Annotated in this window: 5 protein-coding genes; all 5 read right to left on the bottom strand. The window is 42.4% G+C overall.

Annotated features, from left to right (window positions below; all coding sequences use genetic code 11):
* Positions 1–11: 11 nt before the first annotated feature.
* A complete protein-coding gene (locus tag CHB71_RS04080; protein WP_089355629.1) occupies positions 12–17,900 on the bottom strand; it encodes a T9SS type A sorting domain-containing protein in 17,889 nt (5,962 codons plus the stop codon).
* Between the two features lie 178 nt (positions 17,901–18,078).
* Positions 18,079–19,461, bottom strand: a complete 1,383-nt coding sequence (locus CHB71_RS04075; protein WP_089355628.1) for a delta-60 repeat domain-containing protein — start codon at positions 19,459–19,461, stop codon at positions 18,079–18,081.
* A 9-nt stretch (positions 19,462–19,470) separates the two neighbouring features.
* Complete coding sequence (locus CHB71_RS04070; protein WP_089355627.1) at positions 19,471–20,592, bottom strand: outer membrane beta-barrel protein; 1,122 nt, start codon at positions 20,590–20,592, stop codon at positions 19,471–19,473.
* Between the two features lie 9 nt (positions 20,593–20,601).
* Positions 20,602–23,886: an nSTAND1 domain-containing NTPase gene (locus CHB71_RS04065; protein WP_089355626.1), complete on the bottom strand. Its 3,285-nt coding sequence runs from the start codon at positions 23,884–23,886 to the stop codon at positions 20,602–20,604.
* Positions 23,886–25,397: a DUF4062 domain-containing protein gene (locus CHB71_RS04060; protein ID WP_089355625.1), complete on the bottom strand. Its 1,512-nt coding sequence runs from the start codon at positions 25,395–25,397 to the stop codon at positions 23,886–23,888. The genes CHB71_RS04065 and CHB71_RS04060 overlap by 1 nt, the downstream gene beginning before the upstream one ends.
* Positions 25,398–25,455 lie beyond the last annotated feature (58 nt).

The raw sequence follows: 25,455 nt of genomic DNA, 5'->3' as shown, positions 1-25,455 counted from the left end.
CTGGTTTATAATTAATGAAGGATCAGAACTCGTCTGGACTGTCGCTTACGCTCCTCCGCATAAAGGTAGATGAAGTATAGTCCTGAAGGAACATCTTTGGTTTCAATGGTCAATGTTCGCGTGCCTTTCGTTATTTGCCCTTTCAGCACCTCTCGGCCAGCCTGATCAAAGATCACCCACTCGGTTTCCTCCACAATTGGATCTGCAAAATCTAAGGTGACCACCTGATCAGCCGGGTTTGGATATATATCCATATCATCCAATTGCTCATCTAAACCAAGGGCAAGTTGTGTCTTGCCATTTACTTCACCCCATCCGGCTTGTAAAATCTGCTTTGTTTTTCTGTTTTGCACAAAAGCGATAACTCTCAGTTCATCAGGCGCATATACATCTGTGATATTCCACTCTATGGTATAATCGAACGTTTGCCCGGGATTCACCACACCTTTGTGACTAAAGCCGGCAGCATCCGGCAGCATCACTCTTAATACATTCCTGAGAGTATCATCGTTCTGATACACACCAGTATCGAAATTTGGATCATCGGCAAGAATATCCGTAATGAGTACCTCTTTTTCAACAACTGCGAAGTGGAAGGTGATATCAAAGTTTTCCGGTTCTGAATTTTGCGCAACAAACGAAATAGAAGCTTCTATACGCTGATCATCAGCTCCATTATTATCGATTCTCACACCGTTTGTCCCGAGCGGTAGCAAGAACTTAGTTGGTTGAATCGACTTAATTTCCACATCATTTTCATCCCAGTTTAGGCTATTAGTTTGGGGATAAAGGTCCCCATCCAATACAGAGCTTGGTACCCGATCAATTCCATAATAAGACGACCGTGCAGCAGGACCTGCTTTGCTTCTTCTGTTTAGCTGATCAAATCTGGCACCACTATTAGATATCCCGGTAAAGTAATTGATAGCCAGAACATTTGGTGTCGACTGACGAATGGCATTATTTACAGATCTACTTGTGGCCGAAAGCATGCTTGAAAACTGTTCAACAAGTACATTTCGATCCAGCTGGAAGAGGGTCAACTCATCAAACGAAAAGCCTAATCCCTCTTTTACATCAGTTATTGCACCTGAAGCACCCAATGCAAATCTGAACCTAACATTTGTCAAATCATCGGTCGCATCAAACTCCAATGCATGAACACTTTCCTTCCACACAATAGAATCAGGATTTGCTAATTGGTTTGCCCACCCTACATCACCAGTATTGAAATCAGTACTTAAGCCAGCATCCCAGCCGACAGTCAAATCACCAGGTGCACTCGATATGCCATTTTCTGTATACCAGTTGTTACCTGTTGACGGTACTGTATTAGCCGGATTATAGTCTCCAATATTCTTCCAGGTTTCTCCATCATCCGTAGAATACTGCATCACCACACCATCCTTAGAGCTGTCTAAACTTCTAAATGTATACATCGACAAAGCTGGATTCACTAAGGTGCTTATATCAAATGCCGGTGAGTAAACATAAGACTCTTCTCCTCCTTGATATGTACCTGTTAAGTTTGTATGCCACCCGGAGGATGTTCCATCTGCCCCACCCGAGAAGTTCACAATTTCAGGTACACTCGCATTGGTCTTAGCACCCCATGCCCAGCTGCTTTGTCTGGCCGGAGTGTTTAGGTCGCCTGTTAATCCATCGTCGCTTTGGAATTCCGCAAACCATCCACCATCAGAGGACTCAAAGTCCTGAGTATAAAGTCCGGTTACGGTAATCTTCTCCAGAACCTGGAATTCCCTCGTTTCAGTTTCTTCACATCCTGCACTAGTAGTAATACTCAAACTAGCTGTATATCTACCGGCAGTTGGAATTGAAAAAGCAGCAGGTGTTAAATCACTTTGCGTTGATCCATCCACTAGTGCATTAGATGCGTCACGAATTTCAAACACCACGCCATCAGTAGCGATAATAGAAGCATTAACATCGAAGAAACTAAATGTTGTTGTTTCACCTGCAGTGATACCGTCAATTCTAAACTGTGTTGCAGGAATTGTGCTCACCAATATCTGAACAAATACCGTATCACTAAAGCAGCCTTCAAATTCATCGTATCCAGGAACCAAATCTGTGTTGTGGATCACTGCAAACTCAAAGGTTTCATTGGTAGCACCTGCCATACCAAGGTTTGTAGCTGTCACATTTGTTCCGAAGGCCACAGGGTTTGCATTGGCAATGGCAGTTCCATCATCCGTTGCTGTAAACCAAATCAAGCGTTCATCATTTCCGGCTGTCGCAGAGCTTGGAACTGTCACATCAAAAGGTGTATTCGATGGCAGTCCCGTACCAGCACCCACACAATAATTGAATGAGTAATCAAACCCGCCAGTAGGCGTACCAACAGAAGTATTGGTAGGCGCATCTATTGTTGGTGTACCCGGAACAGGATAGACAATCAACGAAACCTGCGTGGTATCAGAGGTACAACCTGTAAAATCCGCATCGTTCCTTACGTTTGAATTAATTGCTGTATAAAGGGAATACGTTCCCGGAGTATTAATCACATCAACACCGAAGGAATTATTGTAATCGTCAACCTGAAGTCTATCTCCCTGGTTATCGCTAATCGTCAATGGACTTCCGCCACGCGTCAGTGACCATTCGTACAAATACTCATTTACTCCGTTCGGAGGGTTAATACTGATATCTGGAAGTTCTTCTCCTGCACACATGTAATAGGTTATTACATCTCCGACCATGTTTGGATTATCTGCAAATTCTGATTGAACAGGAGCTGAAGGTATCTCAAATACGTTGATGGCTACCGTTAATGTATCACTTGCACACCCGGTAAACTCAGTACCTTCTGCCGGTTCGGTAGCCGGGAAGGAATTATCGTAATCCACGATCAGGATTTCAAATTCATAAGAAGCCCCAGCTGTAAGGTCAGACAACAATGAATCAAATTGCATGGTTGTATTGGTCAACTGAGCGAACAAAACAGTATCAGCCGCAAGTACAGTAAAATATGCTTCTCCTGTGGCCGGGAGTGGATTTAGGATTATATCCTCTATTGTCGCGCTTGCACCTGTATTTACACAGTAATTGTATTCTACTGACGTGGCATTGATCGACCCTCCAGCGGTAGATGATGTTAAGTCAGCTTCAGGAGTATCCGGTGTGCTATGTCCGATAAACCTTACCTGTATTACATCAGATTGGCAAACGCCACCTTTATCCAAATTATCAACCAGGACATAGTAGAAGTCTTCATCTTCACCGCCCTGAACTTCAGAAATACCAAAGAAATCTGTGGCTGTCACCAATGATCCGTCAGCGTTCCCGTCAACAATATCCAGTTCTGTAGTAAGAAATGAATTCGTGTACCATCTAATTTCATCATTACCATCTAATGTGATCGATAAATCGTCAAAAGTCTCACCTTCACAATACTCAATTGTATAAATATTGTTAATGGCATCAAATTCACCTCTACCCGATATATCGGTATCAAGCTCTTTAATTCCCGGTTTAGCAAGCACCTCAATATTGATGGTATCCATATCGGTACATCCATTACCCCCATCACTCAAGTCCGACGTATAAATGATCTCATAATCACCAGATGGATCATCCGGTGCGGTAGCCATACCCAATGGATTGGCCGGATCAAACAGATTTCCTGTGATGGTGGCAGAGCTAGCTCCCAGGCTAATTTCATAGCTATCTACGGTAACAGAAACACCATTTAAGGTAGCTGTTAGCGCAAATGGATCCTCATCCTCACACACCACATCATTTGAACTCGTAATTTCAACCACCGGATCCGGATAGATGTAAATATCGACCTGACTAATTTGCTGGAATACCGTGGTATTAACTTCATCAACCACATAATAAATCAGCCTAATAGTATCTATATCAGCCCGTTCTGTTGATGGAGTGAAAAGATCATCGGTTAATGCAGATGGATCAATTTTCCATATACCATTAGCTGCAAAAGTTGGATCACCAGCAGTTATACCAAGTGTTCCATCATCCCTATCATCCACATCGTCCCCATTTCTATCATATGGTAAAATGATGCGTGATATATTACCCGCTCCGGCAATTCCTGTAGTGCTTCCTGTAATTCCAGTATATCTGGAACCATTTTTAATGTAATAAGCTTCAACATCATAAAAATCTTGCTGCGATGTATCAGTATCTTCTCCAGTATCAATACCTGAAGGATTACTATTTACATTAATCACCTCAATCCCATCTACTCGACAAAAGCTGGTTGTTTGGCCTGAACTTAAAACATTATTTGCAGAGTTAACTACAATGGTTTGTGCAATGAAATTTGCAGTTTCACCATCTGCATTCTCAAATTCCAGCCTGATATCATGTGGTGAATTTGTACTACCGGCACTACTTGGTACAAATCTTAAGCTCGAGGTTGTTGAACCATAATTAACATCAGTTAACCCATTTCCAGTGAACCTCAGCGTTTGGTCGGATGGGTGATTATTTACAGTAAGCGTTGTACCGGTGTTATTATCTTCACTAAATGCATTAGCATCTGGACTAAGGCTTACTGCATCTAACAAAGCGATTGAATACTTAGCTGAAGGACCTTCACTATCTGCACTGTTGGTTGCTGTTTCAGTGATGTAGAAAGTATAGATTCCATGATCGGCATTTCCATCAGAAAAATCAATAGACGGGAAGAAGTCAGCTAGTGTTGGTGATACAGATCCAGTCACATTGGTCTCCTGATAAACCATGGTGCTCAGTCCAGCATCGCTATAAACCGTAATCGTACTCGTTCCGGCAATGTTTGGCGTAATATCCACAGGTGTGGACGTTTCAACACCAGTAGTATTTGAGCGGTACATAGCTACATCTGAAGCTGTATCCTCTGTTAGTCCTGTGGAGTTCTCTGTAAGACTTGGAGCAACATTCAGGTTTCTCTCAATCAATAATCCTGTTGCATCATCTGCTAATTGATTTGTAGATAAATCAGCATAATTGCTGGTACTTGAAGCATAGGTGACCGTCAAGTCCCCTACTGAGCCTGAAAAATCATTTACCGTTAAATTAAGGCTAGCGTCACCAGCCGTTCCATCAGATACACCCGTTACCGTAAAGGTGGTACCCTGTGCATCAGTAACAATGAAGTCTCCAGGGGTATTTGAAAGTATTTGAACATTATCATCTAATGTTATTGTGATAGAAGTAGAGCTGTTAGCCGTAGCGCTTTGAAGCGTTGGAGCCGTGTTATCTATGGTAAATACGCTTGATGTTACATCGCTCGCCAGTGTATTTCCTGCAGGATCAGGTGAGCCTGCACCGGAAACTGTAATTCCGAGTGTGCCATCGCCTATTATGTTTGATACCGTTAGCGTGTAATCTCCACCTCCATCATCTACGAGATCGCCGGCAGCCAATACATCAGCAGTTACTCCTGAAAGATTCAGCGAAATATCACTGAAGTCAAACCCGGCATCCATAACCTCGCTAAAGGCCAAATCAAAAGAGACTGAATTACTATTGGTACCGTCCACCGTACCAGCGGCAGGTGCGTTTCGAGTTATTGTAAGCGTTGGGATGGTATTATCAACATTTACACTGGTGCCTGCACCTGTTCCTGAGACAGCTGTAACCTGTGTTGCTGCATTACCAGCATCGTCTGTGAAGTTTAATGTGAATGTTACATTCCCATCTTTGTCTCCGGCATCCACTACATAGCTGGCAGTATAGTTAGGATTTGCTCCGGTTATGGTCACTCCTCCAGCAACTGACACTCCACCACTTCGGAAGGCAACTGTCGGATTTCCTGTCAGATCATCATCTACAGTGAATGAAAGTGATACTGTGTTTCCTGTATTAGCCTGATCGGTATTAGTTCCATTATTCGATGAAAGCGTCACATTGGATGCCGTTGGAGCTGTGTTGTCTATCGTAATTGTTCCTGAAGAGGCCGCACTACCTAACCCATTAGTTGCGTCATCAGCTATAGATCCGACGGCCATTGAAATACTCAAATCACCATCTCCCCCTGTCACAGGTATGGTAAACGTGTAATTTTGATCATCTCCATCCGGAGTGAGAGATGCAGCGCCAAGTGTAACTCCACCCGGGTTATTTATTGTGACATCTCCAACAACAAAGGTGCTGTTATCAATCGTAGTGCTGAAAGAAATATCGAAAGATACAGACGCATCATTGGTACCAGTAAATGAACCGCTACTTACAGCGTTTCGAGTAATGGTTGCAGTTGGAGCTGTATTGTCAATAGTGAAGACATCAGAAGTGACATCACTTACCAGCGTATTTCCTGCGAGATCAGGAGAACCAGCACCTGAAACAGTGATACCTAGTGTACCATCTCCAACTATATTATTTACCGTAAGGGTGTAATCTCCACCTCCATCATCTACCAGGTTCCCGGCAGCTAAAGGATCTGCTGTTACTCCTGAAAAATCTAAGGAAATATCATTGAAGTCAAATCCTGCATCCATTACTTCGCTAAAAGCAAGGTCAAATGAAACGGAGTTGCTATTTGTTCCATCAACCGTACCCGCACCAGGTGCATTTCGTGTGATGGTCAGTGTAGGATTGGTATTGTCAACGTTTACACTCGTACCTGCTCCTGTTCCGGAAACAGCTGTAACCTGAGTTGCAGCATTGCCAGCATCATCTATAAAGTCCAGCGTGAACGTCACATTCCCATCCCTGTCACCTGCATCCACCACATAGCTGGCCGTATAGGTAGGGTTCACACCACTTATGGTCACAGTACCAGCTACTGCTACACCTCCACTACGGAAGGCTACCGTCGGATTTCCAGTCAGATCATCATCCACAGTGAATGAAAGCGATACTGTATTGCCTGTATTAGCCTGATCCGCGTTAGTTCCATTGTTCGATGAAAGCGTCACATTAGATGCTGTTGGAGCAGTGTTGTCTATCGAAATGATTCCTGAAGTTGCTGCACTTCCCAGCCCATTGGTAGCATCATCTTCTACCGATCCTGCGGCCAATGAAATACTCAAATCACCATCTCCCGCAGTTACAGGTATAGTGAACGTATAATTTTGATCATCTCCATCAGGAGTGAGTGAAGCTGCTCCCAGTGTAACTCCACCCGGGTTATTTATTGTGACATCTCCTAAAACAAACGTGCTGTTATCAATTGGTGTGCTGAAAGAAATATCGAACGAAATAGAGGCATCTGTAGTACCGGCAAATGATCCGCTACTTACTGCATTTCGAGTAATAGTTGCCGTTGGGGCGGTATTGTCAATAGTGAATACAGCAGATGTTACATCACTGGCTAAGGTGTTTCCTGCAGGGTCAGGTGAACCAGCCCCGGAAACTGTTATGCCCAATGTGCCATCCCCTGCTACATTGTTTACCGTCAGGGTATAATCTCCACCTCCATCATCTACCAGGTTCCCGGCAGCTAATGGATCTGCTGTTACACCTGAAACGTCCAAGGAAATGTCATTGAAGTCAAACCCGGCATCCATTACTTCGCTAAAGGCTAGGTCAAATGAAACTGAGGTACTATTGGTTCCATTAACCGTACCTGCGCCAGGTGTATTTCGTGTGATGGTCAGTGTAGGAATTGTATTATCAACATTCACACTCGATCCGGCACCTGTTCCTGAAACGCTGGTAACTTGAGTAGCTGAATTGCCGGCATCATCAGTGAAATCAAGCGTAAAGGTCACATTCCCATCTTCATCTGCTGCATCCACAACGAAGCTTGCATTATAATTCGGGTTAGACCCTCCAATAGATACTGAATTATTGATGACTGCTCCCCCGCTTCTGAAAGTAGCAGAAGGGTTTCCTGTCAAGTCATCATCTACCGTGAATGAAAGTGTAACTGTATTTCCTGTAACAGCCTGATTAATATTAGTTCCATTGTTTGATGAAATGGTCACATTAGAAGCTGTAGGAGCTGTGTTATCAATCGTAATGGTGCCTGATGCAGCTGCACTACCCAATCCATTGGTTGCGGCATCATTGACTGAACCTGCGGCCATTGAAATACTTAAATCACCATCTCCCGCAGTTACAGGTATAGTGAACGTATAATTTTGATCATCTCCATCAGGAGTGAGTGAAGCTGCTCCCAGGGTAACTCCACCCGGATTATTTATTGTGACATCTCCTAAAACAAATGTACTGTTATCGATTGGTGTACTAAAGGCTATGTCAAAAGATACGGAAGCATCATTGGTGCCCGTAAATGACCCGTTGCTTACTGCATTTCGAGTAATAGTGGCCGTTGGGGCGGTATTGTCAATAGTGAATACAGCAGATGTTACATCACTGGCTAAGGTGTTTCCTGCAGGGTCAGGTGAACCCGCCCCGGAAACTGTTATACCCAATGTGCCATCTCCTGCTACATTGTTTACCGTCAGGGTATAATCTCCACCTCCATCATCTACCAGGTTCCCGACAGCTAATGGATCTGCTGTTACACCTGAAACGTCCAAGGAAATATCATTGAAGTCAAACCCGGCATCCATTACTTCGCTAAAGGCCAGGTCAAATGAAACTGAGGCACTATTGGTTCCATTAACCGTACCTGCGCCAGGTGTATTTCGTGTGATGGTCAGTGTAGGAATTGTATTATCAACATTCACACTCGAGCCTGCACCTGTTCCTGAAACGCTGGTAACTTGAGTAGCTGAATTTCCGGCATCATCAGTGAAATCAAGCGTAAAGGTCACATTCCCGTCTTCATCTGCTGCATCCACAACGAAGCTTGCATTATAATTAGGATTTGACCCTCCAATAGATACTGAGTTATTGATGACTGCTCCCCCGCTTCTGAAAGTAGCAGAAGGGTTTCCTGTCAAGTCATCATCTACCGTGAATGAAAGCGTAACTGTGTTTCCTGTAACAGCCTGATTATTATTAGTTCCATTGTCTGATGTAATGGTCACATTAGAAGCTGTAGGAGCTGTGTTATCAATCGTAATGGTGCCTGATGCAGCTGCACTACCCAATCCATTCGTTGCGGCATCATTGACTGAACCTGCGGCCATTGAAATACTTAAATCACCATCTCCCGCAGTTACAGGTATAGTGAACGTATAATTTTGATCATCTCCATCAGGAGTGAGTGAAGCTGCTCCCAGGGTAACTCCACCCGGATTATTTATTGTGACATCTCCTAAAACAAATGTACTGTTATCGATTGGTGTACTAAAGGCTATGTCAAAAGATACGGAAGCATCATTGGTGCCCGTAAATGACCCGTTGCTTACTGCATTTCGAGTAATAGTGGCCGTTGGAGCTGTGTTGTCAATTGTGAATGATTCTGATGTTTCATCACCTGCCAGCGTATTGCCAGCTAAATCTTGTGTGCCTGTACCTGAAACGGTTATATCAATAGTACCATCACCGCCAACATTAGACACATTAAGTGTGAAATTTTGATTATCCCCATCATCAACTAAATCTCCACCAGCCAATGGATCTGCTGTAGCACCTCCAAGGTTAAGGGTAATATCACTCTCATTAAAGTTTGCTACATCAATTACTTCACTAAAAGCCAGGTCAAATGAAACAGCATTATCGTTGGTACCGCTGATTGATCCATTTGTAACCGCATTTCTGGTTATGACTAATGTTGGCGCTACTTTGTCAATTGTTACAGAGGTTGCATCAGAAACAGCCGTTACTGTAGTTCCAGCATTCCCACCATCGTCCGTAAAGTCAATTGTAAAAGTGACAAGCCCATCCGTATCTAACGAATTAACATCAAACGTTGCTTCATAATTAGGAGCAGATGAATTATCAACAGTAATCGCATTATTGATATTTGCCCCACCACTTTTAAATGTAACTGTAGGATCTGTGCCAAAATCGTCATCAACTGTAAAAGCTAATGTTACCGTATTTCCTGTGACGGCATGTGTATTGCTGGTAGCATTATCTGAAGAGATTGAAATTGTGTTAGCAATCGGTGTTGCATTATCCGTATTATTAATTGGTGCAGTAGCATCAGCCATTTCATTTGCTGAAATTCCATCTTCAATGATATCATTGGTGCCAGCTGCAACATAAGCCACTGTTTGACCGGAGATACCTGTACCAGTAATCGGAGAGCCATCAAAATCCAATGTGAGTGTGGTAACACCATCTCCAGAGTAGTCGCCCAAATCAATAACATTTGCACCTCCATTAATTTCAATTCCATCAAACCCATCCGCTGCAAAGAGTGCATCGGTGATATCTACTGCTTCACTGAATGTTAATACAACCTGATCAATATTTCCATCTACGGTATTCGCATCATTCCATGTGGCATCAGTTATCAGAATTGGTGCCCCATCAATGGATGTCAAAGTAGCAGTAGCTGCTGTATTTGCCACCAAATCATCTACCTGACTTGCGTTTACTGTTACATCCGGAGTAGCTCCGGTATCATTGCTGCCGCTTTGAGTTATTGTAAGCACTATTTCGTTATCATCGACTCCAGTACCTGCTAATGGAGTAACAGCGCTTATGGTATATCCTACAACTGAAAAATCATCAAAACCTCCTGCTGATATTTCATCTATGGTACCCGCATCCACATCCTCTGAAAAAAGAATATTGATTTCATCAATTTGTCCATCTGAATCTGAGTCAGCGGTTGTTGCCGAGACAAATACCGGATCGGCATTATCAATAGCTGTTAACGTTGCTCCTGGAATTGTATTTGCATCTGTATCATCTAATTCACCTCCATTTACCGTAACACCCGGGGTGGCATCTGTATCATAAGATCCCATTTCTGTCACAGTTAATATTATTTCATCATCGTCATTGCCTGCTCCTGCTACAGGAGTTACCGCAGTAATTGTATATCCACCAGCTATCGAAAAATCATCAAACCCACCTGTTGGATCTTCATCGAGGGTTCCTGCTACATCAATTACATCTGAAAACCTAACCAGAATGCCATCCAAATATCCATTTCCATCATCAATAGTGCTAGCTGAAAGAAAAACAGGTAATGCTCCATCTGTTATGGCCTGATTAGAGAGGTTTACTATTGCATTTAGGTTGGATGAATTATCAGTAATATCATCTCCGCCATTGGTGTATTCCAGGTGATAGGCACCCGTACCGGATGTATTGGTTGGATTCCATTCTAAACGGACATATTGGTCATCAAATACATCAACTGCCGCAAGGTCAGTAACCTCCGATGAAAACCCTGTGATTACATCATCCTGAAGGCCTGAAACGAAATTATCTGAAGAAACAGCCCAGTCGCTTATAGATAGGGAGAATGTGATATCCTTGACACTTTCAGAAAACTCTAACTCGATTGCATCAGTATTTCCATTGCCGTCTGTATCAAGAGATAATGAGTTGATTATAACAGGTGATGCCATATCACTTTCAGTAATGCTCCCATCAGACGCAGCATTGTTTGACCCAACATCTGTTAGTGACCCGGCTGTGTATGAAGTTGGAAATGTTGTGGTTCCTACCAGACTTACCGTGAAAGTAAAGTACTTGTCATCTGTAACGTCAGGGTCCAAAGAGTTAGATATAGATGCATCCAGGGTAGGTGTCGCGCCATCAATGCTAAAATCTCCCGGTACGATTGTTCCATCCTCAATGGGCTCACTCATTTCAATAACTACCTCATCTATAACCCCATTAACCGTCTCAGCATCAAAGAAGTGTGCAGCTACAAATACCGGATCTGCTACATCTACGGTTGTGATGGATGCATTTGAATTCGCAAGATTTCCAGATACATCAGCTAAAGTACCTTGTGTATATCCCAAAGTTGTTACTTGTGTACCAGGTACAGTCACCTGAAGTGTGAAGTATTCATCAGTGTCTGTTGCATCCAGTGGGTTATTTGCAGGGCCACTAAAAATGGCATCATCAACGGACCCGGACCCTAATGTGAACTCACCAGCTACGGCTGTAGTCTCATCAATCTCCTCACCCATTTCAACGGCTATCTCATCAATATCACCATCTCCATCGGTATCATAATAGTATGCATTAAGAAAAACAGGAGGCGCAACATCTGCGGTAATCTCAAAAGTCGTACTTGTTGGAGCATCGGTTAAAGCCCCGCCTGTTGTATTAAGCTCTCTTCCTGAAGCTGGAGCATTGTGAACAATTTCACTTACGGTACCAATACCATTCACCCAATCTGAGGCATTAGCCACACTTGGCGTTGCATAAATAGGTGATAGAGAGCCGGTAGAAGTAATTTGTACCGCATCAGCAACATTATCATAGTCAAGGTCTCTGTTGCCATTCTCATCAATGGCTTCAAGTGTGACTGGAGGTGACATTACAGCGGTTGCACTTACATCAGAAGGCTGCACATCAAAAACATATTCTGTTGCAACTACATTAACAGTCACAGAGGTGGTTATTGGTGTACTACTAGTAGTATAATTACCTCCAAATGAAACCCTATCAACATTGGTTAAATCATCAGTGCTCAATTCAAATTCCAAATCCTTTCCATCAATATCAATAGCCTCAGCACCAAGATTAGTATTAAACCAAATGCGTAAAGCATATTCTTTTCCGAGGTAGGTACCATCATCACCATCATCATTTCCTGGTAAATCTCCCAGAGCGCCATTTCCATGCGGTATTGAAGTAAATGCTATATTATCTGCACTAATGACGCCAGCCTGAGATTGTCCATTTTCATCAATCAGGATTGCTCCTCCAAGAGCTACCGACCAATCAACATCATCGCCTGCTCCTCTTCTGATCGTAACGCTTGTGACGTTTTCTCTAGTATTATCTCCATTTTGTAAATGGTAATGAAAAACATTAACAGCTTCCGTTTGAGTATCTATCAAACTTGAAATAGAAGCTGGGTCGGTATTACATTGAGAGGACGCGAGGTGTCCATTATTACTACCAGAGCCTGACTCATTGTAATTTGTCTGGTAATCATACGGACACTCAACAGGTGCTGTATTATTAGCTATAAAATCAAGATCATCGTTATTTAAAATGCCGGGATAGGAATTACCTGTACCATCATCAATTGCCGTAGCAGCAATTTGAATAGCATACTCATTTGTTAATGTCAAGTCACTAGCTGGATCAATAGTGACCGTATTAGTAGCAAGGCTTAATTCAGGAGCTGAAGTCACATCATATGAAACAGAAGAAGCAGGTGTAGTTATGTTGTTCAGGTCAATATTTCCACTGCCAAAAACCACATCTTCAGAGAAGGTCAATGTGATATTGCTGGCTGGTGGAAAACTTGCTGAATTATCCGCCGGGAAAGAACTAACAAGCGCAGGATTTGCACCATCCGTAAGTGTTTCGAAATCATCTCCCGCTGCAATTATTGCGTTTCCCGTCGCATCTTCCCATCGGCCAGTCAAACCGTCTATATCTAGAGATCCAATACCGGTGTTTTCTGCGAGTTGGTCTGCTATACCAGTTACAGAAACGATATTTGTTCCTCCGGCCGGATCAGAGATTACAGGAATAGAGATAGCGTTACTGACCGTCTCTCCATCAGGTAATGTTAATGTACCCAGATCTGCGGTAGCCGGAGCAGCCCCATCATCTGTATCAATATTTTCACTAAATGTGATATCAATCCGATCAATAAAGCCATCAACAGTGGTATCAAAAATTTCAAGATCAGCTACTATCGGAGCTGCACCATCTGTGAATGTGGCCTGACCCTGAGCCCCAAGCGTATTGTTAATGTTAGTTCCATCGGTGAGACTGAATGCATTTTGAGTATTAACAGCTATTGCAGCTGAGTTCTCTTCTGTATCTACAACTGTGGACGCTGTTCCTAACACTACAGTGACACTGGAAATTGCTCCTGTTACCAAATCAGTAGCATCTGCACCAAATAAGGCACCATCAAAATCCCCATCATTTGTAAATATTAGGTCATTAGCACTTAGGACACTGGCTGCATCCAGCGTCTCTGAAAACGAAAGTGCCAACTGGTCAATCATCCCATCATTATCATTATCCTGATATTCAAAGTCGGTGATCTGAGGGGCTGCTCCGTCTGTAGTTCCTGAGAATACCTGACTGCTTCCAATGGAAATGGTTGATGCATCTTCTACCTGACCGAATAGTAAGGTCACATTCGGTGTTGCACCGGTATCACCGCTACCTGATTCTGTGAAACTTATTATCACTTCTGCATTATCATCATCTCCTGATACTTTCGCTTCGCCAACATAGCCTGCTACATCTACGGTAGTGTTGTCAAATATTCCCGAGTTACCATCATCAATATTTTCAGAAAATGTCAGCGTCATGCGGTCTATCTGACCATTAAGGTTATTGTCTGATGTAACAGCTGAAATAATAACAGGGCCGGCTCCATCACTAAATGTAGCTTGACCCTGAGCACCAAGTGTAGCATTTGTATTCGTACCATCAGTCAGGCTAAAAGCATTTTGGGTGTTAATTGCTATTGTTCCTGAATTTTCCTCAGTGTCTGCCACCGTAGACGCTGTTCCTAATACCACAGTTACATTAGTTTCACCGCCAGAACCAAGCAGGTTGGTGGTGTTGGTGCCAAAAAGTGCTCCGTCAAAGTCTCCATCATTTGTAAATAGTAGATCATCTGCGCTAAGCACGCTGGCTGCATCTAAAGCTTCAGAAAAACTGACAACAAAACGGTCTATCTGACCGTCAAGGTCATTGTCCAGATATTGGAAGTCCGTAATCTGAGGAGCTGCTCCATCACTAAATGTAGCCTGAGATTGTGCTCCAAGCGTAGCGTTCACATTCGTTCCATCTGTTAGACTAAAACCATTTAGAGTATTAACAGCTATAGCAGCTGAATTCTCTTCTGTATCTACAACTGTAGACGCAGTTCCTAAAACTACTGTTACATTGGAAACTGCCGCAACAACTAAATCAGTAGCATCCGGACCAAATAATGCTCCATCAAAATCCCCATCATTTGAAAAAGAGAGATCATTGGCACTTAGGACACTGGCTGCATCCAGCGTCTCTGAAAAACTTACAATAAATTGATCAATCCGACCATCTGCATCATTATCCTCATACTCAAAATTTGTGATCCGTGGCGCTGCTCCGTCAGTAGTTCCTGCAAAGACCTGACTTCCGGCAATAGAATTGGTTAAACCATCTTCCACTTGTCCTGCCTGTAAGGTTATACTTGGCGTTGCTCCGGTATCTCCACTTCCCGATTCAGTAAAGCTTATTATTACTTCTGCATTGTCATCATCTCCTGATACTTTCGTCTCGCCAGCATAGCCTGCCACATTCACAGTAGTGTTGTCAAATACTCCTGAGTTGCCATCGTCAATATTCTCAGAAAATGTCAACGTTATACGATCTATCTGGCCATCCAAATCATTATCAGAAGTAACTGCCGAAAGAATTACCGGACCTGCACCATCAGTGAATGTGGCCTGACCCTGAGCCCCAAGCGTATTGTTAATGTTAGTTCCATCGGTGAGACTGAATGCATTTTGAGTATTAACAGCTATTGCAGCTGAGTTCTCTTCTGTATCTACAACTGTGGACGCTGTTCCTAAAACTACTGTGACACTGGAAATTGCTCCTGTTACCAAATCAGTAGCATCTGCACCAAATAAGGCACCATCAAAATCCCCATCATTTGTAAATATTAGGTCATTAGCACTTAGGACACTGGCTGCATCCAGCGTCTCTGAAAACGAAAGTGCCAACTGGTCAATCATCCCATCATTATCATTATCCTGATATTCAAAGTCGGTGATCTGAGGGGCTGCTCCGTCTGTAGTTCCTGAGAATACCTGACTGCTTCCAATGGAAATGGTTGATGCATCTTCTACCTGACCGAATAGTAAGGTCACATTCGGTGTTGCACCGGTATCACCGCTACCTGATTCTGTGAAACTTATTATCACTTCTGCATTATCATCATCTCCTGATACTTTCGCTTCGCCAACATAGCCTGCTACATCTACGGTAGTGTTGTCAAATATTCCCGAGTTACCATCATCAATATTTTCAGAAAATGTCAGCGTCATGCGGTCTATCTGACCATTAAGGTTATTGTCTGATGTAACAGCTGAAATAATAACAGGGCCGGCTCCATCACTAAATGTAGCTTGACCCTGAGCACCAAGTGTAGCATTTGTATTCGTACCATCAGTCAGGCTAAAAGCATTTTGGGTGTTAATTGCTATTGTTCCTGAATTTTCCTCAGTGTCTGCCACCGTAGACGCTGTTCCTAATACCACAGTTACATTAGTTTCACCGCCAGAACCAAGCAGGTTGGTGGTGTTGGTGCCAAAAAGTGCTCCGTCAAAGTCTCCATCATTTGTAAATAGTAGATCATCTGCGCTAAGCACACTGGCTGCATCTAAAGCTTCTGAAAAACTGACAACAAAACGGTCTATCTGACCGTCAAGGTCATTGTCCAGATATTGGAAGTCCGTAATCTGAGGAGCTGCTCCATCACTAAATGTAGCCTGAGATTGTGCTCCAAGCGTAGCGTTCACATTCGTTCCATCTGTTAGACTAAAACCATTTAGAGTATTAACAGCTATAGCAGCTGAATTCTCTTCTGTATCTACAACTGTAGACTCAGTTCCTAAAACTACTGTTACATTGGAAACTGCCGCAACAACTAAATCAGTAGCATCCGGACCAAATAATGCTCCATCAAAATCCCCATCATTTGAAAAAGAGAGATCATTGGCACTTAGGACACTGGCTGCATCCAGCGCCTCTGAAAAACTTACAATAAATTGATCAATCCGACCATCTGCATCATTATCCCCGTACTCAAAATCTGTGATCTGTGGAGCTGCCCCGTCACTGAAAGATGCCAAAGATTGCGCTCCGAGCGTATTGTTGATGTTCGTGCCATCAGTAATACTGAAGGCATTTTGAGAAGATATTGCTATTGTCCCTGAATTTTCTTCCGTATCTCCGATAGTAGATTCGGTACCTAACGGAACCGTAACATTCGCAGCTGCTGCGGTGACTAAATCAGTTGCATCTGCGCCAAAAGCAGCGCTTGTGAAATCACCAACATTTGTAAGGGTCAGATCATTAGCACTAAGAGTACTAGCCGCATCTAGTATTTCCGAAAAGGTTATCACAAATTGGTCTATCTGACCATCAGCGTCATTATCCTCGTATTCAAAGTCCAAAATCTGGGGAGCGGCTCCATCACTAAATGTAGCTTGACCCTGAGCACCAAGTGTAGCATTTGTATTTGTACCATCAGTCAGGCTGAAGGTATTTTGAGTATTAACAGCTATTGCACCTGAATTCTCCTCTGTATCTGTCACTGTAGATGCTGTTCCTAAAACTACTGTTACATTGGTCTCGCCTCCTGCACCAAGTAAGTTGGAATTGTTGGTGCCAAAAAGTGCTCCATCAAAGTCCCCGTCGTTCGTGAATAGTAGATCGTTTGCGCTAAGTACACTGGCAGCATCAAGTGCCTCTGAGAAGCTTACAACAAATTGATCTATTTGAGCATCCGAGTCATTATCCTCGTACCTAAAGTCAACAATTTGAGGAGCTGCAGAGTCTGAATAGGTACCGCCATTAGCACCTACCTCACCTGTAAGTACTTCCGTTGCTCCTCCTGCATTGACGATTGAGCTTGCTCCAGGCTGATAGGTTACGGTTAAACCAGAGATGCTGGTTGTATTCAGTTGATTTCCTGTAAAATTTAGCGTAAGTGTTGGTTGGTTTGCATTTGAGTAGTCATTATCGTCAAAAGTGATTGCTCCTCCATTTATTAAAATCACATCAAAGGAACCTGCTGCGGCAGTTGCATCTGTGATGTCTACATTCACATCGAACGTCAATACTACCTGATCTATTTGCCCATCCGAATTCTGATCAAACCAATCCGCATTAGATATTACTGGCTGAGAATAAGATAAAAATGAAATTGTAGCTATAAATAAATATAAAAATAACCTTCTCATATTGAGTTAATTAATGAAAACAGGTGACAACTAATAAAAGAGAACAATACACTCAAATCTACGCTATAGTGAAGTTCAAAAATGCCTTTTCTAAATCAAAATACTGTCCCATTTTTTCGATATAGACCTAGAATAACAAGATGAGACAATAGTAAGCACAAATTGTACTTTTTAAAGATTAATCCAATGATCCGTCCGCATTTAGCTTCATAATTGAAATCAAACGTACACCTCCGCCAAAATCTACATTTGCAACTGCAATTACTTTTCCATCTGGAAGTGTGACAGCATCCACAATCTGATCGTTTCCGTCAGCAAGGCCAAAAAAGGATTCCACACCATCAACCGGTCTGCAAGCCTGATCAAATCGAACAAACATTCCTTCTCCTCCCCTCGAAACTCGAGGTTGACCCTCTTCTAAAAAATTGAAAGAAGGGTACTGCCCTAAAATTATTACATCACTATTGGCTGCCAGTGTGACTCCAAGTCCTCGTGTTTCAATGCCTTCGTAAGCTGAACTGTCATGCAAATTTCCACTTAAAAATACACCACTACGGGTCGTACTCATTACAAATGCAAATTCATCATTTTGAGAAGTGACTGTTGTTCCTACAATAGTGAAACCTGATGGCGTCATGATTGCATTCTTCACTGACTCATTTGATACTACTCCACCAGTTCCGGCATTAATTCCATAAGTTGAAGTATTCACAAATGACCCATTTTCATCAATTTCAAGAAGCTGAACATTCGTTCCATTGTCTCCACCGTTCTCACCACGGTCACTTGGGGTGTTACTATCTCCAACTATTACGATGTTTCTACCTGGCTTTTCAAAAACTCTTACAGCTATCTCATCTTCACCATCACCGTGCACTCCTTGCACTCCGTCAAACACCACCCGATCAGTGAAATCAAATTTTAAGAAGTAATTATCAAAATCAGTGACACCCCCTCCTCTATCAAATTCTTTTGCACCAACAAATAGTACTGACCCATCTGAAAGGGTAATTACATCATTGCCAATTAGATCAAGGTCGGGATTACCTTTTGATGATACAAGCGCGAATAGCGTGTCGTTTTGTAATTCTAAGCTTTCGTTTAAGATTCCTGCTGTAAGTATTCTGAAATCAGAAATTCCTCTATTATTGTCAGTAATAGAGGATGTCCCAATAGTTATAAAACCGCCACCAGCGAGAGGCTGAATTTGACCACCAATTTCGTCACCAATAAAAACATCAGGGTTGCCATCACCTGTTAAATCTCTACCAGCATTATTTGTAAAACCATAAGAAACAGAATCGATTAGATTTCCTTCAAGATCGGTTCTTAACACAAAATAATCATCATCTCCAGCTTGTGAAGTTTTGCTGCCGAACACAACCAGCTGCTGAGGCACCCCCCCTCCATCATAAACGATTTCAATATCAGTGGCAGTATAGCTGGTTAACTCGCCAAAATATTTAATAAAAGCTTCATCAGGTGCTGGTGCGTCCGGATCTTCTATCTGACAAGACGTAATGGCAACTGAAATTATAGATAAAAGGAATAAATATTTCATATATATCTATTAACGGTATTGTTTTCTTTTTCTTGGTAGATACAAGGACTTGGTGTATCCCAGCGAGAAGGAAACCGCATTTAAAGTCAGATCATCCTCAACATGCCCTATTCCATAGGCCACATCATTTATTGCGAACCGGTTATTCGGATCTATATAATTAAAAAGTGAGTTATCATACCTTACTTCGATGGAGAAAAAATCAACTTTTGCTCTACCTACCCTCATTCTCGCACCTATTCCTCCAGTTATTGAGAGATTGGATGAAGCAGCCTGACCTTCTGACTTTAGATCTTCACTGCCATCAGGTAATGTGTATGCTGTTCCTCCAGTTCTACGTGTATCTACATACTTTGCCTTAAGTGTCAAATCATATGAACCTCCAAGAAAAACGTATGGAAGAAATCCAATTCTGTTGTTATCCTCGTCTTTCTTATCATAATTCAAGCTGTACCTTGCCATTAACGGAAATCGCAACATATTACTGGTATTCTTAGCCACATAGGTTAGAACTGATTCTATTATATCACCCTCGACCTCATAAGTTGCAATCCGGTATTGCAATCCTCCAGCAACCTCAATTCCTTTAGTGATATGTCTCTCAGCAAGGGCTTCTGCCCAGAATCCAACACCGAAACCTGTGTCCCCTCCATTCTCATTGTATCGCTTATTACCTGTCTGGAACGTATTAAACTTTTGTCCCGGAAACACCTGAGGCATAGACTTATTCACTCCTGCCCTAATGGCAACACGGAGAATAGGCTCTGTTTTAAACTTGGCTTTTAGTAGGTAAAGTTCTGCAGGATCTTCAGCAGCCAACTGATGTTCTTTATCAACTCCAAGTAGTTTAACGAACATTTCCTCAGCCATTTTTTCATTGTCTTGAAACAAGTAGGCTTTAGTCAGCAACTTATAAGCTCGAATGCGTTCGTCTATGGAAAAAACACCCCCATCAAGACATCTGGTAAAACCACTACGGTCATTGTTATATATATTAATAATGTCTGTAAGCCTACCTTGCTCAAATGCTAACTCAGCCTGTGCTAAGGCACGTGCGCATTGAGATGAAGATTGGGCAAAAACCCATAGGCCAGAAACAGTAAGAACAATAGCGATTAGGTGTTTCTTCATAAAATTTCCTTAAAGTTCGGATCCTCTTTGAGGTAATCCTTCGCAAGTTTCAACGTACTTAATATCCTCAGGGTCCCCCACATATTGTCGCCATTCATTTGCGGACATGTTACCTAAAGTGATATGTGAGCAAATTTCCTCAGCCATATCATCTGCTTTAGTAGGATACCTTCTGATATTGCCATCCCCTGCTGCAGTGACAAAATGTGCACCATCTGGGCTGAAATCAGCATCGTAAACCCAACCCTGAGCACGTGTCCCAGGATAATCTTCAAGGACGATTGGGAGATCAAACAAATTATTCATGTCCCATACGCGCACCTGACTATTGGTAGAAGTACCCAGGATAAGACGATCATCCGGGCTGAATTCAATATCTGTGATTGGAGCTCTAAACCCAGTAAGTGTTGGCTGTACTTGATTATCTTCTTCCATATCCCAAATAACTAACCTTCCATCTTCACTACCATAAGCTAAGTACCTGCCACTGTTGCTGAATTTTACAGATTCAATTGCTCTGGACCTGTTTCTGGTATTTCCGGACTGATCCTTATTAATAAGTGTTGTTGGCTCTGAGCCAATATCCGTCAAATCCCATAAATAAACATTCCCGTCAACTCCACCACCAACTAATGTTTTGGCATCATTTGAAAGTGCTATCTTTTTGATTCTAACAGCAGATCGAGCTAGCTCTGCTGAAGTTCTAAAATCGCTTCTAAGGATTCGGTTGTCCGCGCCAACTGAGATAAAACCAGAATTGTCCGGTAAAAACAATAAGTCAAAAACCTTACCTCCCTGATGCCCACTTATTTTAGTTGGTTCCTGATCAATATTTCGGGCATTAAACAGAAGAATGTTGTTTTCGTCTGTTCCCAATGCCAGGTATTGCTCATTTGGACTGATATTGACAACCCGAGCGATATCATCATTTTGGAAGATTTGACTCCACGCTCTTGTATCAACATCCCACTTGATTACTTCACCATCAGCATTTGCTGAGTATAATGACTTTCCATCCCTTGAGTATACCACTGATCTAACTGCGACTATTGTATTCTCTGAATTAGGATCTACCGGTTTATGATAGTGATTGAAAATCGAATCTCCTTTCGTAGATTCTAATCCATTGTTTACCGCTTCTCTTTCATACAAACCCTGAAGTGCATTGTAAATACCGGCATAAATATCTCCATTGTAATCCCTTCCTTCTTCCTTATAATCCTGGTAAAATAAATATGCCTGCCTTGCAACTATGGCTTTCAACTCCGCCTGATCCTGATCATCTGGCAAAATGTTTTTTGCTTTGATGGCCATGGACTGAGCGATCGCTTGATAACGAAGACGTTCTGCATTATCTCTTTCTAATTGGGCCAATGCTTCTGCGTCTTTTGCTGCTTGTTCTTGTTCACGTGCAATTCTCGCCTGTTCTTGAGCATCTTTTTGAGCATCCTCCGCACGTTGCTGTGCTTCCATAGCTTCTCTTTGCCTTTGATTGGCTAGTTCGGTTTGCTGATTAGCTATAATCAGATTTTTCTCAGCATCTTCTCGTGCTCTATCTGCATTAGCCTTTTCACGTAAGGCCTCAGCAGCAGATTCTTCAGCGTTCTTTTGAAGTATAACCGCATTATCTCTCAACTTTTCTGCTTCAATCCTGGCTTCATCAGCTGCTTGTTTCTCCTTCTCAGCATCATTGGCTTTAATAAATGCGAAGATTACAAGTGTTAGTGTAATCAAGGTAGCTATAGCAAGTACAATAGCTGTGATACGCATCCGCTTTACCTGACGCCTTTGGAGGATCTCTTTATTGCGCTGTTCTGTTAAGTAGGCCTTCTCTGAGGTTTCCAGGAACACCATCGTACGCTCAAAGGCAGGGTTGTAACGCTGACCCCAAACTAATGTTGGCCTGTTTTCTTCTCTCCAGTTTAGTGCCAACTGCAAATCTGGCATTTGCCAAAGTCCAGCTTTTCCTTCCTGATATCTTTCCGCTGCTTCTGATAGCTTGAGGTACATCTCAGCAGCTTTGGATTCCTCCTGCAACCACCGCTTCAATCGTACCCAAATCCGCATCAAGCTTTCATGCGAAATATCTATAACGGTATCAGATTCCAGATTCACTCCATAAGGTGGCATTAATAACGACCTACCAGGTTCTCTAAACCTACCTACAACCCTTGCTACTTCTTCCTCATTCACCCCGGCAATAGCGGCTATTGTAGCCATTTTTGTCGGTCGTCTTATGCCCTGGTTTTCAGAGCCTCTTTCTGTGAGAGCTTTGAACATTACCTCACAAATCTCTTTTTCGCGCTTGCTCAATGAATCGTATGCTTCATTGGCGTGCATAGATAGCGCCTCCCTCAGAGTACCGATGGAATTATAATGCCTAAGGTCAATAGGTTCACCGATCTTCCTGTTGTCAGTCCAATAGGACCATGTACGCATCAGAGCATGCTGCAAAATCGGGAGCTGATCCGGATTATCTCCTACATCATTGAGTAATTGCTGGGTCAAACGTGGCGCTATTTTACCTCCTCCCACTGCAACCGGACCTTCGATGGCAGTACGCTTTTGATCTCGTGTCATCTGTGGAATCAGATAGTGAGAGTCGTTGATCATTTGTGTTAGATCAGGAAACTGTGCACACTCTCCAATGAAGTCAGAACGCATTGTCAGCGCGATATATACCGGCTCATCATATTGATGAATGGCTTCCAGTAAAAGGTTTACAAAAGCTGATGACTCATCTAAATCTGATGTGGCTGACTCAAGTTTACGATACCTGAAAAGTTCTTCAAACTGGTCAACCAGGATAAGTACATTCTGAAAATCATCTGTTTTAAGCTGACGAACAACTTCCACCAAACCTAGCGAGCTACTTCGTAGCACTGTACTGATGATCGTTTTTCGTATCAATTTGTCCTCAGCACCCAGATTAGAATATTCCTTATCCTTAATAAGAAGCGCTTCAGCCAGATTATCGATTGGACCACCACCGGGTCTTGTGACAACTATTCGCCAGTTGGAGCCTGCCTCCGTCATGAAGCCCCCATAAAGTGTCGGGATCAGACCACAATACATTAGAGATGACTTTCCGCTACCGGATGCACCAAGTATTGCAACGAATTTATTTTCTGATAGCTTGACTAATACCTCATCACTTTGTCCCTCTCTTCCGAAGAAAAGGTGACTTTCTTCAATCCCGAAAGGCCTTAGCCCCGGGAAGGGATTGATTAATTGGGTAATGTCAACAATATCCTGAACCTCTTGGTCCTGAACATCAATTTCTTTATCGCTCATCAGCTTTCTATTTTAGTTAGAAAAGGCTTGAGGTGCTCCGGATTAAATGATCCGCCATTATTCCCCAAAACCATAGCCTTATTTTTTTTATAATGCTCCATATCCACATCCTTCTCCCCCCTAAAGTAAACCGCTTTTGCTGTTAAAGGCTTCTCACGGCCAAATCCAGGCGCCTTCAACAGGTCCTGTAGCTTTGTCTTAATCCAATCTTCGGTTGCTTTACCGAAGTATATTATCGATGCATCGCACCTTCTCAAATTCTCTTGATGAATATATCTGAGGTCAACCAAATCACCTTCATAACTAGGTGAGACAACATTGAACCCCTGATCTTTCAAGTAACTTTGAATATCATCTATATCATCAACGTCTCGTTTATCTGCAATTAGATAAATCATTTTGGTTTTATCATCCTTCTTCTCCTGCCCCAGTCCTTTGATATCACGTTTAGTATTGAAACGCCCACCAGTAACTAATTCTTCTCTAATGATGGTTTTCAATTCCTGAAGTGAGATTTGCAAAACCTCTGCCTCTTCTAAAGCAGCAGCATCACTTTTCAAATCCTCGATGAATATTTTCTGTCTTTCTGTTACATTTTTCAGGTCCGGAGAAACCCAAATAAGCCTACTAAAAGGCTTTTTCTCCCCATCTTTTGCTTCTTTATTCTTTTCCACCATTTGGTAGGTATGATCTGAGGCTACCCTGTTTTGAATGTCGACAACAGATAATTCTGACCCACGAGGTTTGTACCCGTAATCTTCTCCAACCAGGTGAATTGATAAACGGCACCTATCTAAATCATCACGCACCATCCGATCGAGCGCTTTTACTTCTTTTGGTAAACTATGATCAGGTAGTACTTTATACCCATGACGGATCAATTCTCTTTTTATAATGTCACGCTGAATTACCATATCTACCCCGGTGCTGGCAAGATATACTGTTTTCTCTCTGGGAATTGTTTCATAAGAGCCACCTTCAGAAATATCCTTAGCATGCAAAACATGATTGATATCATATGCCATGTCTACCAGCTTCATCCAATAGCTACGCTCCGCATCTGAGCCGAAAAAGCGGGTAAACTCTTGCGGATCGCCTGTGAGAGGATCTACAAGATAAAAATCATAAGTTAAGAGATCTTCGAGTTCAGGAAGAACTCCATCAGGATCATATGGTCTTTTAAGTACTTTGAAAAATCTTGAAACACCATCTGCAACTAGCCTTCCCTGATCTTTCATCTCCTTACCATGAGCATTGAGGGCTTTCATTAATGCCTTTTCTTTCGCCAGATTTGAGGTAATAACCGAAATAATAACGCTGTAATCATCCAGCTCTGCAGCTGAAAATTCAGACTCATTTATCAGCTTTATTTCAGGATTCTCTCTGGTGATTTGGTACATCAGTGTGGACAGGAACTTATGAAAGTTTGAAACCCATCCTTTAATGCCACCTTCTATCATCGCATCATCCTGCTCCGAATAAATTAATGCTATGGTCCTATTGTTACTCATTTATGCGATTAGGTGGTTTTTATATAGTGAAATAACTTATTTTTTTACTCTCTCCAAA

The sequence above is a fragment of the Ekhidna lutea genome (assembly GCF_900188325.1).
GTDB lineage: Bacteria > Bacteroidota > Bacteroidia > Cytophagales > Cyclobacteriaceae > Ekhidna > Ekhidna lutea.
This window is presented reverse-complemented; position numbering and strand designations above follow the sequence as displayed.

Excerpts from the sequence above, each read along its gene's own strand:
- CHB71_RS04080 (WP_089355629.1), bottom strand. The coding sequence starts at position 17,900 with ATGAGAAGGTTATTTTTATATTTATTTATAGCTACAATTTCATTTTTA.
- CHB71_RS04075 (WP_089355628.1), bottom strand. The coding sequence starts at position 19,461 with ATGAAATATTTATTCCTTTTATCTATAATTTCAGTTGCCATTACGTCT.
- CHB71_RS04070 (WP_089355627.1), bottom strand. The coding sequence starts at position 20,592 with ATGAAGAAACACCTAATCGCTATTGTTCTTACTGTTTCTGGCCTATGG.
- CHB71_RS04065 (WP_089355626.1), bottom strand. The coding sequence starts at position 23,886 with ATGAGCGATAAAGAAATTGATGTTCAGGACCAAGAGGTTCAGGATATT.
- CHB71_RS04060 (WP_089355625.1), bottom strand. The coding sequence starts at position 25,397 with ATGAGTAACAATAGGACCATAGCATTAATTTATTCGGAGCAGGATGAT.